A 14,868-nucleotide genomic window follows, 5' to 3' on the forward strand; every position below is an offset into this window, starting at 1 on the left:
CGCGCCCACCGGCGGCGGGCCGGTGGGCGCGAGTCTTTCAGAACGGCGGGGCCGTCCGGGAGCGGATCAGGAAGGGATCACACCCCACGACAGCGTGCCGCTGACGTACGCCGTGACCTTGGTGGCGTCGGCGAACGCGGTGGCGGTGCCGTAGCTGTAGTCGTTGTTCTCGTTGAACGACGACCAGTCGGACTTGTTCATCCGCAGCTGCATCTCCCCGGTGTTCGCCCCGGCCGCCAGCGTGCCGCCGGTGAACCCGATCTCCAGGTACGCGTCGGCGCCGTTGACGGGCGTCGGCAGGCTCACCACCGCGGTGGTGAGGTTGCCGCACCCGAGCTGGGCGTAGTCGCAGAACACGTTGACCGTGGCCGAGCCGTCGCGGGTGAAGTAGTAGCGCACCTTCACCGTGCTCAGGTTCAGCGTCCCGGTGCCGGTGTTGACCACCTGGAGGCCGGGGCGGATCTCGCCGTCGGTGGCCGAGCCGCCGTTGTTCTTGTACTGCACCTTCAGGCTGCCCGGCGGGGTGGTCGACTGGGTCGTCGCCGTCACCGACGCCGAGGCGCTGGAGACGTTGCCGGCCGCGTCACGGGCCCGCACCGAGTACGAGTACGTCGTCGCGGCGGTCAGCCCCGAGTCGGTGTACGTCGTCCCGGTCACCGGGTTGGCGTTGACCTTCGTGGCGCCCCGGTAGACGTCGTAGCCGGTCACGGCCACGTTGTCGGTCGAGGCGGACCACGACAGCGACACGCTGGTCTGCGTGGTGCCGATGACGGTCAGCCCGGTCGGCACGCTCGGCGCCTGGGTGTCGCCGCCGCCCGCGGTCGTGGTGCCGGTGACCGCGGCCGAGGCCGCCGACACGTTCCCGGCCGCGTCCCGCGCCTTGACGGTGTAGCTGTAGGCGGTGGAGGCGGTCAGGCCCGAGTCGGTGTACGTGGTGCCCAGCACCGGGTTGGCGTTGACGCGCACACCGGCCCGGAAGACGTCGTAGCCGGTGACGGCGACGTTGTCGGTCGAGGCGGTCCACGACAGCGAGACGGTGCTGCTGGTGGTGCCGGTGACGGTCAGGCCCGTCGGGGTGGACGGGGCCTGGGTGTCGGTGGTGCCGCCGTACAGGTCGGTCAGGTTGATGCCGGTGGTGCTGCCCGTGCCGCCCAGCTTGACCTGGTGGTCGAGGCCGACGAACTTGCCGCCCGACTGCCACAGTGCGGGCTTGAGCATGGCGTACTTCGCCTCGTCCCAGGTCACCCAGTCGTCGAGCAGCAGGCCGCCCGTGTCACCGGAGTTGGGGTTGAGGCACCAGAACGTCTGCGAGATCTTGTGCTCGACGATCAGGTCGCGCAGCGCGAGCATCCACTTGTCCTGGCCCGCGTCCATGCCCAGGCGGCCGCCCCACTCGCCGACCAGCAGCGGAGCCTTGTTCTGAGTGGAGATGTAGAGCCAGTTCGGGCCCCACACGTCGGCGGTCAGCGACGCCTTGTCGAACGGCTTCTGGAACCACGGCTGGTTGAACACCAGCGGGCCGTAGTCGTGCGGCGAGTACACCAGCTGGTCCTGGTTGGCGCCCAGGTTCACCGGGAAGTCCGCGACGCCGCGCAGGTTGCCGCCCCACCAGTTGAAGTAGTAGTCGGCCTCGGCGGTCGACGACCAGTTGGTGCCGTTCTTCGGGAAGATCTCGATGCCCTCGCAGAGGATGAGGACGTTCGGGTTGATCGCCAGGATGCGGTTGCCCGCGGTCTGGCAGGCGTTCTTGAAGTTGTCCTGGTCGGTCGAGTTGTCCCACTTGGCGCGGGGGCTCTCGGACATCTTGCCGTGCGGCTCGTTCTTGATGTCCATCGCCACGACGGTGTCGTTGTTCCTGTACCGGTCGGTGACCCACTCCCAGGCCTGGTAGAACTGCTCGGAGGTGATCGAGCCCTTCCACCACACCGGGTAGATGTGGCCGGAGTTGTCGGCCTCGGCGCTGTGCACGTCGAGCATGACCTTGATGCCGTACTGCTCGCACAGGCCCAGCCAGTAGTCGAACACCTGGAGCGTGGTCTTGCCGTTCAGCTCCGGGTTGGCGAAGGCGTTGACGCCGCTGGGCACCGCCGCCTGCCCGTTCTTCCACTCCAGCAGCAGCTGGGTGGAGATCGGCACGCGCACGATGTTGATGCCGCGCTGGGACATCGCCCGGGTGATCTGGGTGATGTTGCCCGACCACAGGCCGTGGAACACCTTCTCGGTGGCGTTGAAGCCGAACCAGTTGGTGCCGGTCAGCCAGACCTCGTTGCCGTTCTCGTCGACGATCTTGTTGCCGACGGCGTGCAGCCAGTCCTTGCCCGTACCGGTGGTGGTGCCGGTGGTGGTCACGCTCAGCGCCGTCGAGGCCGCCGAGACGTTGCCGACCGCGTCGCGGGCCTTGACCGTGTACGAGTACGCCGTCGAGGCCGTCAGCCCCGTGTCGGTGTACGTCGTCCCGGCCACCGGGCTCGCGTTGACCTTGGTGCCGCCGCGGTAGACGTCGTACCCGGTGACGGCGACGTTGTCGGTGGCGGCGTCCCAGGCCAGCGCCACGCTGGTCGCGGAGACCGCGCCGGTGCGCAGGTTGGCCGGGGCGCTCGGCGCCTGGGTGTCACCGCCGCCGGCGGTGGTCGTGCCGGTCACGCTGCTCGACGCGGCCGAGGTGTTGCCTGCCGCGTCGAAAGCTCTGACCGTGTACGAGTACGCCGTCGAGGCGGTCAGCCCGGTGTCGGTGAAGCTGGTGCCGGTCACCGGCGAGCTGTTGACCTTGGTGGTGCCCCGGAACACGTCGTACCCGGCCACGCCCACGTTGTCGGTGGACGCGGTCCACGACAGCGCGACGCTGCTCGCGGTGGTGCCGGTGACGGTCAGACCGGCCGGGACCGACGGGGCCTGGGTGTCGGTGACCGGAGCGGTCGGCACCGCGGGGTTGGCGTTGGCGACCAGCATCGCGAACTGGTCGTGGAACCAGTGCCCGGCCAGCGGCGCGTTGGGCAGCGCGTTGGTCTTGTTGCCGCCCGCGTTGGGCGCGGTGTAGTCCGGGTTGCACATCGGGTCGGCGAGCTTGCCCTCGTCGTTCGGGATGGTCGAGCTCGACCCGTCCGACTCGCCCGGCGGCTTGACCCACACGTAGGCGTCCAGGTGCGAGGCGGCGTACCCGGACGGGGCCGCCTGCGGCGGGGCGCCCAGGCCCGCGCCCGCGGTGTTGCACCACAGGCCGCGGTGGGTGCGCCGGTCCACCTTCGACTCGCTGACGTACGTGTTCAGCGAGGTGCTGGTGCTGGCCGCGGTGGGCCGGCCGGCGCCGCCCCAGCCGTTGCGCGAGGTGTCGACGAGCATGCCGATGCCCGTCGGCCAGCCCGCCCCGGTGAACGCCGTGTACAGCGCCGCGGTGAAGTCCGACTCGTCGAACTGCGGATTCCACTCGTAGTAGGTGCCGCTCTTGATCGGCTGGCCGCCGACGCTGAGCGCCGGGTCGGGCAGGAACGGCTCGGCCGTCGGCGTGTAGTTGGACACGTTGGTGATGAAGCCGTCCACGCTGGCGAAGCCCGCGGTCGTGCCCTGCGCCACCTGCGTGAACAGCTGCACGGTGCCGGACAGGTTGTTGTCCCAGCCCAGCCAGCCCGAGTGGGCGATGTCCAGGTACGTGTACACGTTGGAGACGGCATGCAGCTTGTTGAGGGCGTACTGCACCCCCTGGACCTGGAGGCCGCTGCTCTTGGCCTGCTGGCACTCGGGGTCGCTGGCCACGTTGGTGACCAGGTTGGGCAGGCCGTCCGGCTCGATCACCGCGATGATCCGCACACCGGCGTACGCCGGCTTGGCGAACTCCGCCGCGATCGCGTCGATGTACTCGGTCTTGTACCGGGCCAGACCCGCCGCGGTCAGCGGCAGCTCCCCGTTGGACGCCAGCGCGGCACAGTCGCGGCCGGGAAGGTCGTAGACGACGAAGGTGGCCGTGATCGGCCCGCTGCCCTTCTGCGCCACCGCGAGGTTCAGGTGGTCGGCCAGGCTCTTGCGCCCGGCGTTGGCGGTGCCGCCGCCGATCGCGGCGATCCGGTCCAGCCATACCGCGGTCGGGTACGACTTCACCGTCTGCATCTTCGCCTTGAGCGTGGCGTCGGCGGTCTGCGCGATGGACCCGTCGATCAGGGTCGCGTAGTCGGGGTTGACGTAGCTGGTGGCCCCCGCGAAGGGGTTGTCCGCGTGCGGCTCGGCCGCGCCGGCCGCCGAGGCGGCCACCGTGACCAGCGCCGCCGCGGTCGTCAGCGCGAGCGCGGCGGCGCCCAGGCGCCACCCGGCCCGTCTTGGTTTGCGTTGCATCGTCGGCCTTCCGAAGGAGCGGGAATGACATTCTGGGAGCGCTCCCAATTTGCCCACGAGTCTGCCCTCCTCGTGCACCGGATAAGGTGCGGACAACACTGCGGGCACAGTCCACATCGGGCGATCCGGACTGACCCGAGCGGCATGGCCAGCAGGCCATACTCCTCGGGAGCGCTCCCGTGGCGTTGACCCTAGAAGCGGATTTCACCCGCTGGCAACGAAGCGGGAATCGTTGGCACGAATGTCCCCGCATACCCGGGACAATCGCATCCGGATGTCCCGGCGGCACCGGGATTGTGGTCGGCCGTGTGACGGTCCGGTGCCCGTCCCGTCACGCAACGGCTGGCACCGCCGGGCGTCCCGCCGCTACCGTGTGCGCATGGACGATGGCATCACCGTGCTGGTCGCCGACGACAACAGCGTCGTGCGGGCCGTGCTGCGGGAGATGCTGCACGAGCACGGCCAGATCGGCGTCGTCGGCGAGGCCGGGGACGGGCTGCGTGCCCTGGAGCTCGCCACCACGCTGCGGCCCACGGTGACCCTGCTCGACCACCGGATGCCGCAGCGCGACGGGCTGTCCGTGGTCGCCTCGATCAGCGTGCACAGCCGGGTGCTGATGCTCACCCGCACCGTCGACGAGGACGTCGTGCTCGCCGCGGTGCGGGCCGGCGCGGCGGGATACCTGGTGCACGGTCAGTTCTCCCCGGCCGAGCTGCGCCAGGCCATCCACGCGGTGGCCGGGGGCGAGTCGCACCTGTCCCCCACCGCCGCCCGGGTGCTGATCGCCAGCGTCCGCCGGGCCGCGCACGAGCAGCCGCGCACCGACCGGCACGGGCTGTCACGCCGCGAGCGCGAGGTCATGGACCTGATCGCGGGCGGACTGTCCAACACCGCCATCGCGGCCCGCCTGGTCCTGACCACCAAGACCGTGGAGAACCACGTCAACCGGATCTTCGCCAAGCTGGGCGCGCACACCCGCGACGAGGCCGTCACCACCTGGCGCACCCCCAACCGCCCCCGCTGACGCCCCATCCACCCCGCACCTGAGTTTCGGGCGGGCGCACCCAGTGGCGTTGGGTGTGCCGGGTGGGGGTGAGCTGCGGTGCTGGGAGGGCGGGAGGTGGCGGGCACCCAGGCCGGGGCGGGCGGCACCGTCGCGGGGGCGGGGTGGGGCGTGGTCTGCTCCGGGCGTCGAAACACGGCGAGCCGGGCCCCACTGGGGCAGCACGGCACCGACCCGCCGGTTCCGCCAGCGCGCCGCACCCGGCCGCCCCGTTCGTGGGTATCCGTGACCGAACTGGGCCGGCGCGGCCGTACCGACACGATGAGGTGATGGGGTGTCCGGGTGGGAGGGGCGCGCGCCGCGCCCGGCTGTCCTCGCGCAGCCGGGCGCGCCCACGACGCCGCGCATGCTGGTGATCGGGGTCCGGTCGCAGGAGTACGCCGCCCTGGCCGCGCCCGCCGCGACCGTCGTCGGCTGCCACGACCGCCCCGACCCGGACGCCCCGCAGCCGCCGGACGCCGACCTCGTGCTGCTGGACAGCGACGAGCCGCTGCGGGACCTGGCCGCGCTGGCCGGGCTGGTGGGCCGGGTGCCCTGCCTGCTCATCTCCCGTACGCCCGACGTCGACGCGGTCGCCTGCCTGCGCGCCGGGGCGTGCAGCGTGCTGATCGAGGGCCAGTTCACGCGCTGGGAGCTGCTCGACGCGGTGCATGCCAGCGCGCACGGGCAGAGCCGCCTGTCCCCGGGTGCGGTGGCGGTGGTGGTGGCCCACCTGCGGCAGCGCTCCGGTCCGGCACTCGATCCGGGGCGGCCGGACCTGACCCGGCGCGAGCGCGAGATCATGCAGCTGCTGGCGGCCGGGGAGTCCAACACCCAGATCGCCGCCCGGCTGGGGCTGGCCGAGAAGACGGTCCGCAACCAGGTCAGCCGGGTCTACCACAAGCTCGGCGTACGCAACCGGGCCCAGGCCACGGTGTCCTGGCTGGAGGGACGGCAGGTCAGGCCGCGCACCGCGTCCCGTTGAGGGTGAACGCGGGCGGCACCGGGTTGGACGTCGACCAGGTGCCCTGGACGCCGAACACGACCGCCTCCCCCGGGGCCAGCACCGGGTGGTTGCCGCCGTCGTTGGCGGTGACCCGCTGCCCGCTCTGGCTCACCGTCGCCGACCAGCCGCTGGTGAGCTGCTGCCCCGCGGTGAACTCGAACGCGACGGTCCAGCCGTCGAAGGTGGTGGTGCCGGTGTTGGTGACGGTGACGTCGGCGATGAACCCGGGGTTCCACTCGTTGCGCTTGCTGTAGCGCACCCGGCACGCGGCGGTGGCGGGCGGCTTGCCGGTGGCGGTCGGGCCGGTTCCCGCGCTGGCGCTGGGCCGTGGCACCGGGCCGCCGCCCGGCCGGGTCGACGCGCTGCTCACCGGGGTCGCCGCGGTGGGCGACGCGGACGGCGGCGGCGGGGACGAGCTGGGCGCGGCGCTCGGCGACGGGCTCGGCAGGGCGCCGGGCGGGGCGGGCGCCTCGCGCTCGGCCAGGGCCGCGGTGAGGGCGGCCGCGAGCAGGGCGCCCGCGGCGAGCGCGGCGACGCGTACCGGGCGGGAGACGGCGGGCACGACCGGCGGCAGCTGCGGCGGCTGGGCGGGCATCCGGGCGGTGACCAGGGTGCCCTCGCCCGGGGCCGCCGTCACGTCGAGGCGCCCGCCGCCGCCCTCGGCGCGCTCGGCCATGCCGACCAGGCCGTACCGGCCGGCCGCCGGGTCGGTGAACCCGGTGCCGTCGTCGGCCACCGCCAGCAGCACGTCGGTGCCGTCGCGGCGCAGCCGCACCGTCGCCCGGGTCGCGGCCGCGTGCTGGGCGACGTTGCGCAGCGCCTCGCGCAGGATCCAGCACAGGTCGACGCCGGTCTGCGGGTCGGCGTCGACCGGCGCCAGGTCCAGGGTGAGCGCGAGGCCGGTCTCCTGCGACCACTGCCCGGCGATGGCCCGCACCACTTCGGGCAGCGGCGCGTCGGCGGGGTGGGCGCGCAGGCCCTCGATGATGGCGCGGGCGTCGCGGGCGGCGTCCAGGGTGCCGTCGCGCAGCACCTGGGCCAGCCGGGTGGCCCGGTCGGGTTCGGCCAGGGTCTGCGGCAGGGCGGCCGCGCCCAGCGCGATCGCGTCGAGGGTCTTGCTGAGCGAGTCGTGCATCTCGCGGGCGACCCGGGCCCGCTCGGCGGCGACCGCCTCGGCCCGCGCGGCGAGCCGGTCGCGGGCGACCCGGGCCAGGGTGCCGCGCCACAGCAGCACCGCTGCGGCGGTCGCGGCCGCCGCGACGGGCATCCCGACCAGCACGACCGGGTCGGGGCCGGCGAGCAGGGTGACGGCGGTGCCGGCCAGGGCCAGGGCGAGGCCGCGCAGGGCGTACGCGGCACCGCACAGCGCCGCCGTGCCCACCGCCGCGGCTGCCGCGGCCGTGCCGCCGCCCGACACGACCCCCGTCACCGCCACGGCCAGGTCGGCGACGATCAGCACCAGGGCCGGCACGGCGTACGGCGGGCGCCCCGAGCGGGTGACATCGGACCGCTCGCGGGTGGACCGGTCGCGGCGGGGCGCGGAGTTCGCGGTGCCGCGCAGGCAGAGGACGGCGGCGAGGGCGAGCAGGGTGCCGCCGGTGGACCAGGCGAGGCGGTCGGCGGGCCATACCAGCAGGTGGCCCGTGGTCAGCGCGGCCGCGCGCGCCGCGACCACGGTGACGGCCAGCCAGGACGCGGGCTCGCCGCGACCCGTCCAGCGGCGTGCCATGACCCCTCCCCCAGCCGTCCTGTCGGCTCGTGGAGTGTAGACGGACGCGGCGGGCGGACGGTGCCCGAGCGTGCCAGAATGCCCGCCATGACAACGGAGTCACCGAAGGTCGTCTCGATCGCCTGGGGCATCGTCGAAGTCGAGGGCGCGGGACGTTTCCGCGACGTGATGCTGTATCCGGGCGGCGCGAAGGAGTGGGACTGGGGCGCCACCGGCACCCACCACTTCCCGGGGGTGCAGCCCGCCGACGTGGCGGACCTCGTCGCCGCCGGGGCCACCGTGATCGTGCTGTCCCGGGGCATGGACCTGCGCCTGCACGTGATGTCCGAGACCGGGCAGGCGCTGCGCGAGCAGGGTGTGACGGTCCACATCGTGCAGACCGAGGAGGCCGTGCGCCTCTACAACGACCTCGCCGCCGAGGGCACCGCGGTCGGCGCCCTCATCCACTCCACCTGCTGACCGGAAGAACGGCGCAGGCCCGGCGGCCGAGGGCGGCTGCCGGGCCTGATGCCGGAAAGGGTCAGACCGCGCGGATGTTCGCGGCCTGCGGGCCCTTCTGACCCTGGGTGATCTCGAACTCGACCCGCTGGTTCTCCTCGAGGGCGCGGTAGCCGGTGGCCTGGATGGCCGAGAAGTGGGCGAACACGTCCGCGCCACCACCGTCAGGGGTGATGAACCCGAAGCCCTTTTCCGCGTTGAACCATTTCACGGTGCCGACAGCCATGTCTGATACTCCTTGTTGAGGCTGCTTGTTTCGCCATCGCCCTGCCCGCAGCACAGACGGCGCCCGGTCGGTTTCCCGCGGGCGCTCGGTCGGGTATACGGGAGGTGATGGCTATAACGGGGCGAATGTAACACGGATCGCCAACCCCGTGGGGCAAGAGTGCCACGTGTCGGTGATCCTGGCACCACCGAGTGACACAACGCACCGCGACACGAAGCCCGCTCTCGGTCACCAACTGGACGCATCATCCACTGCGGACGTAGCGTTTTCGCTGGCCCGGTGCGTACCGTCCGGCCGGGCATGGCGAATGGAGTGATCATGCTGGGACTTGAGACGAAGCTGATGAAGGCGTGGGAGGGCAAGAGCGCCCGGGACATCGCCGACGCGCCGGTGACCGCCATCCAGGGCATCTCCGAGGGCGACGCCGAGAAGCTGTTCCAGGCTTTCGGCATCAAGACCGTGCGCGACCTGGGCACCAACAAGTTCTTCCGCTGGGCGCAGTCGATCGCCACGCTGGCCGACTGAACCCGGCGCCGGACGAGGACGGCCCGCCGGTATGCCGACGGGCCGTCCTCGTACAGGTCAGGCGGCGGTGTCGGCGGGCACGGCCGCCGCGGCCTCCTCGACGGTACGGCGGGGGCCGGTGAACCACTTGCGGGCCGACAGCACCCACCACAGGCCGATCAGCACGATCACGCTGCCGACCGCGATCGGGGCGTAGTTGACCGCGGCCCAGTCGAACCCGTCGCTGAACGGCACGCCCGCGGGCACGGTCGGCAGGACGAAGTAGATCGAGATCACGATGATCTCGATCGCGGCGATCCAGCCGAGCACCTTGTACCGGCGGCCCAGGCTCCACGGGCCGGGGACGAAGCGGTCGCCCGCGCGCAGGCGCAGCACGATCGGGATGAGGAAGGCCAGGTAGAGCCCGATCACGGCGACCGAGACGACGGCGTAGAAGGCGATCGGGGCGCCGTTCTTCTGGTACAGCGCGGGCAGGGTGAGCAGCATGCCCGCCACGCAGCCGGCGAGCACGGCCCAGACCGGGGTGCCGTTGCGGTCCAGCCGGGTCCACAGCCGCCACCCGGGCACCGCGCCGTCGCGGCTGAACGCGTACGTCATCCGGCTCATCGAGGTCACGCAGCTCATACCGCAGAAGAACTGCCCGACCGTGGAGATGATGATCACGATCTTGAAGTACCCGGCCGACAGCGCCCCCTGTAGCAGCGTCCCGACGAAGCCGTAGTTCGCGGTCAGCTTGTCCGGGTCCTGCACCGCGAACAGGAAGGCCAGCAGCAGGATCCAGCCGCCCACGGCCGAGTAGAAGATGGACCGCCACAGCGCCTTGGCCGCGGTGACCGCAGCGCCCTTGGTCTCCTCGGCCACGTGCGCGCAGGCGTCGAACCCGGTGATGGTGTACTGCGTGAGCAGGCCGCCCAGGGGCAGCACGTACAGCCAGAAGCCCAGGCCGGAGGCGTTGTTGCCGAAGAAGCCGTTGGCGTTGACCGTCTCGGTGAAGACGAACGAGGCGCTCTGGTGCTTGCTCGGCACCGCGACCAGGATGGCGACGATCACCACCGCGCCGAACACGTGCCACCAGACCGAGACGTCCTGGAGGCGGTTGATGATCCGGGCACCGAAGATGTTGATCAGCGCGTGCAGCACCATGATGCCCACGAACAGCAGGAATGCCTGGTGGAAGGTGCCCGCCCAGCCGTCGACGGTGTTGGCCAGCACCAGGTTGAGGAAGGTGGCGCAGCCGTAGTCGACCGACGCGGTGACCGCGACCAGGCCGATCAGGTTGAACCAGCCGGTGAACCAGCCGTGCACCGGCTTGCCCAGGGTGGCGGCCCACCAGTAGATGCCGCCCGCGGTCGGGTACGCCGAGACCAGCTCGGACAGGCACAGCCCGATGATCAGGATGAACGCCGAGATGATCGGCCAGCCCCAGGAGATGGCGATGGGGCCGCCGTTCATCCACGCCTGGCCGAACGTGGTGAAGCACCCGGCCAGGATGGAGATGATCGAGAACGAGATGGCGAAGTTGGAGAACCCGCTCCAACCCCGGTGCAACTCCTGCTTGTAGCCGAGCTCCGCCAACCGGGCGGAATCGGCGTCGACGGTGGACTGCGCGGGCTCGGTCATGGCGGCTCCCTGGCTGGTCAGCGCGGCGGGCGAGCGTGAATGCGCAGAGTCTTCGCCTAGCAGTGATACATGGCAATACTCCGTTGAGACGCTTTCGCGTTCCCCCGCCCGGTGCTACGCCTACTCGCCGCCGGGGGCCGGGCTGGGCCCGGTGCCCGGGATGTCAGGGTGCGACAGGAGCTTGGAGTACAGGTAGTACACGACCGTCACCAGGGCCATCGTGATGGCGAAGGCGAGGATCCAGCCGAGCACGCCCGCGGTCTTGGGGAAGCGCTCGCTGAACCGGGTGCGGTCGGCCCAGCGCCAGTAGACCCCGGCCACGGCCCGCCACCAGCGCCGGCGCTGCATCCAGCGCGAGAACCGCCAGCGCAGGGTGATGCGCGCCTGCGCACCCGGATTGCGCATCCACTCCGGAAGTTCGGTCTGTTGCCCCGTCATACCGCGCATTGTGCGGCATGACGGCCCCGGCCCGCTTCCCCGTTTACGGGCGGTCCGGCGGCCACGGCCGCGGCCGTACCGGCAGATTATGGGTATATGTCCGGCCTGTCATCGCAGACCCGGCGCCTGGTTCTGCTTACCTGGATTACCGACTCATCCCGAGCCGCCCGAGTCGCCGAGCAGGAGGCACCCATGCCGCTGATCCGAGCCGCGCTGGTCCAGGCCAGCTGGACCGGCGACAAGGAGTCCATGATCAAGGCGCACGAGGAGTACGCGCGCCAGGCCGCGGCCCAGGGCGCCCAGGTGATCTGCTTCCAGGAGCTCTTCTACGGCCCCTACTTCTGCCAGGTGCAGGACCCGCAGTTCTACGCCTACGCCGAGGCGGTGCCCGGCCCGACGGTCGAGCGGTTCCAGGAGCTGGCCCGGCAGCTGCGGCTGGTCGTGATCCTGCCCGTGTACGAGCAGGAGCAGCCCGGCGTCCTCTACAACACCGCCGCCGTCATCGACGCCGACGGCCGCTACCTCGGCAAGTACCGCAAGACGCACATCCCGCAGCTCAAGGGCTTCTGGGAGAAGTTCTACTTCCGCCCCGGCAACCTCGGCTACCCGGTGTTCGACACCGCCGTGGGCCGGATCGGCGTCTACATCTGCTACGACCGGCACTTCCCCGAGGGCTGGCGGGCGCTGGGGCTGGCCGGGGCCCAGGTCGTGTTCAACCCGTCGGCGACCAGCCGGGGGCTGTCGTCGTACCTGTGGCAGCTGGAGCAGCCGGCCGCGGCGGTGGCCAACGAGTACTTCATCGGCGCGATCAACCGCGTCGGCGTCGAGGAGTACGGCGACAACGACTTCTACGGCACCTCGTACTTCGTCGACCCGCAGGGGCAGCTCGTCGGCGGGGCCGCCGACGGGCACGCGCCCGAGCTGGTCGTGCGCGACCTCGACCTCGACCTGCTGGCGCAGGTGCGCGACCGGTGGCAGTTCTACCGCGACCGGCGCCCCGACGCGTACGGCCCGCTCACCCAGGCATAGGAGGCGCGATGTCCCTGCTGGTCAAGGGCGGCACGGTGGTCACGGCCACCGGCGTGTACAAGGCGGACGTGCTGGTCGAGGGCGAGCTCATCGTCGCCCTGTTCGAGCCCGACCACACCCCGGCGCTGCCGGACGCCCGCGTGGTCGACGCGACCGACCGGTACGTCATCCCGGGCGGGGTCGACGTGCACACCCACATGCAGCTGCCGTTCGGCGGCACAGCGGCCTCGGACACGTTCGAGACCGGCACCCGCGCGGCCGCGTACGGCGGCACCACCACGATCATCGACTTCGCGGTGCAGCGCACCGGCGAGGACGTGCGCGACGGGCTGGCCGCCTGGCACGCCAAGGCCGACGGCAACTGCCACGTCGACTACGGCTTCCACATGATCGTCGGCGGGGTCGACGACGAGGCCCTGAAGGCGATGGACCACCTGGCCGCCCGCGAGGGCGTGACCAGCTTCAAGCTGTTCATGGCGTACCCGGGCGTGTTCTTCAGCGACGACGGCCAGATCCTGCGCGCCATGCAGCAGGCCCGCCGCGACGGCACCATGATCATGATGCACGCCGAGAACGGCCTGGCCATCGACGTGCTGGTGCGCCAGGCCCTGGACCGGGGCGAGACCGAGCCGATCTACCACGGCCTGACCCGGCCCACCGAGCTGGAGGCCGAGGCGACCCGGCGGGCGATCTCGCTGGCCGACGTCGCGGGCGACACCCCGCTGTACATCGTGCACCTGTCCGCGTCCCAGGCCCTGGCGGCCGTCTCGCAGGCCCGCGAGTCCGGCCGCAACGTCTTCGCCGAGACCTGCCCGCAGTACCTCTACCTGACCCTGGAGGACCAGCTCGGCGCGCCCGGTTTCGAGGGCGCCAAGTGGGTCTGCTCCACGCCGCTGCGCTCCAGGCACGAGCCGCACCACCGCGACTTGTGGCGCGGCCTGCGCACCAACGACCTGGCCGTGGTGTCGACCGACCACTGCCCGTTCTGCTTCAAGGAGCAGAAGGAGCTCGGGCTGGGCGACTTCTCGAAGATCCCCAACGGCATCGGCGGGGTCGAGCACCGCGTCGACCTGCTCTACCAGGGCGTCGTCGACGGCAAGCTGTCCCTGGCCCGCTGGGTGGAGACCCTGGCCACCACGCCCGCGCGCATGTTCGGGCTCTACCCGCGCAAGGGCGTGCTGGCGCCCGGCTCCGACGCCGACATCGTCGTGTACGACCCCCACGGCCGCACCCGCATCGGCGCCGCCACCCACCACATGAACATGGACCACTCCGCGTACGAGGGGTTCGAGGTCGCCGGGCGGGTCGAGACCGTCATCTCCCGGGGCCGGGTGCTGCTGGAGCACGGGCAGTACCACGGGCGCGCCGGGCACGGCCGCTACCAGCCGCGCGGGCTGTCGACCTACCTGCGCTGACATTTCGATCGGGGGACACGGTGGACATCGGGGTGGTGTTCCAGCTCGACCCGCCCGCACGGCGGGTCGTGGAGCTGGCGCGGCGGGCCGAGGCGGGCGGGTTCAGCCACGTCTGGTCGTTCGACTCGCACGTGCTGTGGCAGGAGCCGTACGTGATCTACAGCGCGATCCTGGCCGCGACCGAGCGGGTGGTCGTCGGCCCGATGGTGACCAACCCCGGCACCCGCGACGCCACCGTCACCGCCAGCACCTTCGCCACGCTCAACGAGCTGTACGGCAACCGCACCGTGTGCGGCATCGGCCGGGGCGACTCGGCGGTGCGCACCCTCGGCCTGCCCCCGATCGACCTGTCCCACCTGCGCGAATCGGTCGAGGTGATCCGCGAGCTGGCCAACGGCCGGTCCGTCCGCTTCCGGGGTGCCGACCTGCGCCTGCCGTGGATCGAGGAGTCGTCGCTGGAGGTCTGGGTCGCCGCGTACGGCCCGAAGGCGCTCGCGCTGACCGGCGAGGTCGCCGACGGCTACATCCTGCAACTGGCCGACCTGGACATCGCCGCCTGGATGATCGCCGCCGTCCGCCAGGCCGCCGAGCGGGCCGGGCGCGACCCGCTGTCGATCAAGATCTGCGTGGCCGCCCCCGCGTACGTCGGCGACGACCTGGCCCACCAGCGCGAGCAGACCCGCTGGTTCGGCGGCATGGTCGGCAACCACATCGCCGACATCGTGCGCCGCTACGGCGACACCGGCGCGGTGCCGCACGACCTGGTCGAATACATCGCCGGGCGCAAGGGCTACGACTACGCCGAGCACGGCCGGGCCGGCCACCTCGGCGTCGACTACGTCTCCGACGCCATCGTGGACCGCTTCTGCGTGCTCGGCCCGGCCAGCGCCCACATCGCCAAGCTCACCGCGCTACGCGACCTGGGCGTCGACCAGTTCGCGCTGTACCTCCAGCACGACGACATGGACCACACCCTCGACGCGTACGCGCGCGACATCATCCCCGCCCTGCGCTGAC

Annotated in this window: 12 protein-coding genes and 2 pseudogenes; 7 read left to right on the forward strand and 7 right to left on the reverse strand. The window is 71.7% G+C overall.

Annotation, left to right across the window (positions count from 1 at the left end; all coding sequences use genetic code 11):
- Positions 1–66 precede the first annotated feature (66 nt).
- The 3 genes and pseudogenes from Cs7R123_RS40100 to Cs7R123_RS09165 form a co-directional block, all read right to left on the reverse strand.
- Positions 67–504 (reverse strand): cellulose binding domain-containing protein, encoded by a 438-nt coding sequence (locus Cs7R123_RS40100; RefSeq protein ID WP_374706982.1) that lies wholly within the window; start codon positions 502–504, stop codon positions 67–69.
- Between the two features lie 9 nt (positions 505–513).
- Positions 514–2,643: pseudogene (locus tag Cs7R123_RS09155) on the reverse strand (cellulase family glycosylhydrolase); the annotation flags it as partial.
- A gap of 6 nt (positions 2,644–2,649) precedes the next feature.
- Positions 2,650–4,440 (reverse strand): annotated as a pseudogene (locus Cs7R123_RS09165) (glycoside hydrolase family 6 protein); the annotation flags it as partial.
- Positions 4,441–4,702: 262 nt separating this feature from the next.
- On the opposite strand from Cs7R123_RS09165, the gene Cs7R123_RS09170 reads away from it, so the two are divergent.
- Together Cs7R123_RS09170 and Cs7R123_RS40105 are read left to right on the forward strand one after the other, a co-directional pair.
- A complete protein-coding gene (locus Cs7R123_RS09170) occupies positions 4,703–5,347 on the forward strand; it encodes a response regulator transcription factor (protein WP_212825130.1) in 645 nt (214 codons plus the stop codon).
- Positions 5,348–5,660: 313 nt separating this feature from the next.
- Complete coding sequence (locus Cs7R123_RS40105; RefSeq protein WP_244871715.1) at positions 5,661–6,350, forward strand: response regulator transcription factor; 690 nt, start codon at positions 5,661–5,663, stop codon at positions 6,348–6,350.
- Here the strand turns inward: Cs7R123_RS40105 and Cs7R123_RS09180 are convergent.
- The gene (locus Cs7R123_RS09180) at positions 6,325–8,100 is read right to left on the reverse strand and encodes a cellulose binding domain-containing protein (protein WP_212825131.1); all 1,776 of its coding nucleotides are present in this window, start codon (positions 8,098–8,100) and stop codon (positions 6,325–6,327) included. The genes Cs7R123_RS40105 and Cs7R123_RS09180 overlap by 26 nt on opposite strands.
- Positions 8,101–8,187: 87 nt before the next feature.
- On the opposite strand from Cs7R123_RS09180, the gene Cs7R123_RS09185 reads away from it, so the two are divergent.
- Positions 8,188–8,559: an Mth938-like domain-containing protein gene (locus Cs7R123_RS09185; RefSeq protein ID WP_212825133.1), complete on the forward strand. Its 372-nt coding sequence runs from the start codon at positions 8,188–8,190 to the stop codon at positions 8,557–8,559.
- Between the two features lie 61 nt (positions 8,560–8,620).
- Here Cs7R123_RS09185 and Cs7R123_RS09190 read toward each other — a convergent pair whose 3' ends face one another.
- On the reverse strand, positions 8,621–8,824 hold the full coding sequence (locus tag Cs7R123_RS09190) for a cold-shock protein (RefSeq protein WP_212825135.1): 204 nt from the start codon (positions 8,822–8,824) through the stop codon (positions 8,621–8,623).
- Between the two features lie 318 nt (positions 8,825–9,142).
- Between Cs7R123_RS09190 and Cs7R123_RS09195 the strand changes: the two genes are divergently transcribed.
- Positions 9,143–9,349: a hypothetical protein gene (locus Cs7R123_RS09195; protein ID WP_212825137.1), complete on the forward strand. Its 207-nt coding sequence runs from the start codon at positions 9,143–9,145 to the stop codon at positions 9,347–9,349.
- Positions 9,350–9,406: 57 nt separating this feature from the next.
- On the opposite strand, the gene Cs7R123_RS09200 is transcribed toward Cs7R123_RS09195, so the two are convergent.
- Positions 9,407–10,969, reverse strand: a complete 1,563-nt coding sequence (locus tag Cs7R123_RS09200) for an amino acid permease (protein ID WP_212825139.1) — start codon at positions 10,967–10,969, stop codon at positions 9,407–9,409.
- 120 nt (positions 10,970–11,089) lie between these two features.
- Entirely contained in the window at positions 11,090–11,407 is a 318-nt protein-coding gene (locus Cs7R123_RS09205) for a hypothetical protein (protein ID WP_212825141.1), read from the reverse strand.
- A 192-nt stretch (positions 11,408–11,599) separates the two neighbouring features.
- On the opposite strand from Cs7R123_RS09205, the gene Cs7R123_RS09210 reads away from it, so the two are divergent.
- Genes Cs7R123_RS09210 through Cs7R123_RS09220 form a run of 3 tightly spaced genes read left to right on the forward strand, consistent with a single transcriptional unit; the run spans position 11,600 to position 14,867 of the window.
- Positions 11,600–12,436 carry a nitrilase-related carbon-nitrogen hydrolase gene (locus Cs7R123_RS09210; protein WP_212825143.1) on the forward strand — a complete coding sequence of 279 codons (837 nt, stop codon included), beginning with the start codon at positions 11,600–11,602 and terminating at the stop codon, positions 12,434–12,436.
- Between the two features lie 8 nt (positions 12,437–12,444).
- A complete protein-coding gene (gene hydA, locus Cs7R123_RS09215; protein WP_212825145.1) occupies positions 12,445–13,851 on the forward strand; it encodes a dihydropyrimidinase in 1,407 nt (468 codons plus the stop codon).
- A gap of 20 nt (positions 13,852–13,871) precedes the next feature.
- Positions 13,872–14,867, forward strand: coding sequence for a TIGR03842 family LLM class F420-dependent oxidoreductase (locus Cs7R123_RS09220; RefSeq protein WP_212825147.1), 996 nt, complete (start codon positions 13,872–13,874; stop codon positions 14,865–14,867).
- The last annotated feature ends 1 nt before the right edge of the window (position 14,868 follow it).

Source organism: Catellatospora sp. TT07R-123, assembly GCF_018327705.1.
Lineage (GTDB): Bacteria > Actinomycetota > Actinomycetes > Mycobacteriales > Micromonosporaceae > Catellatospora.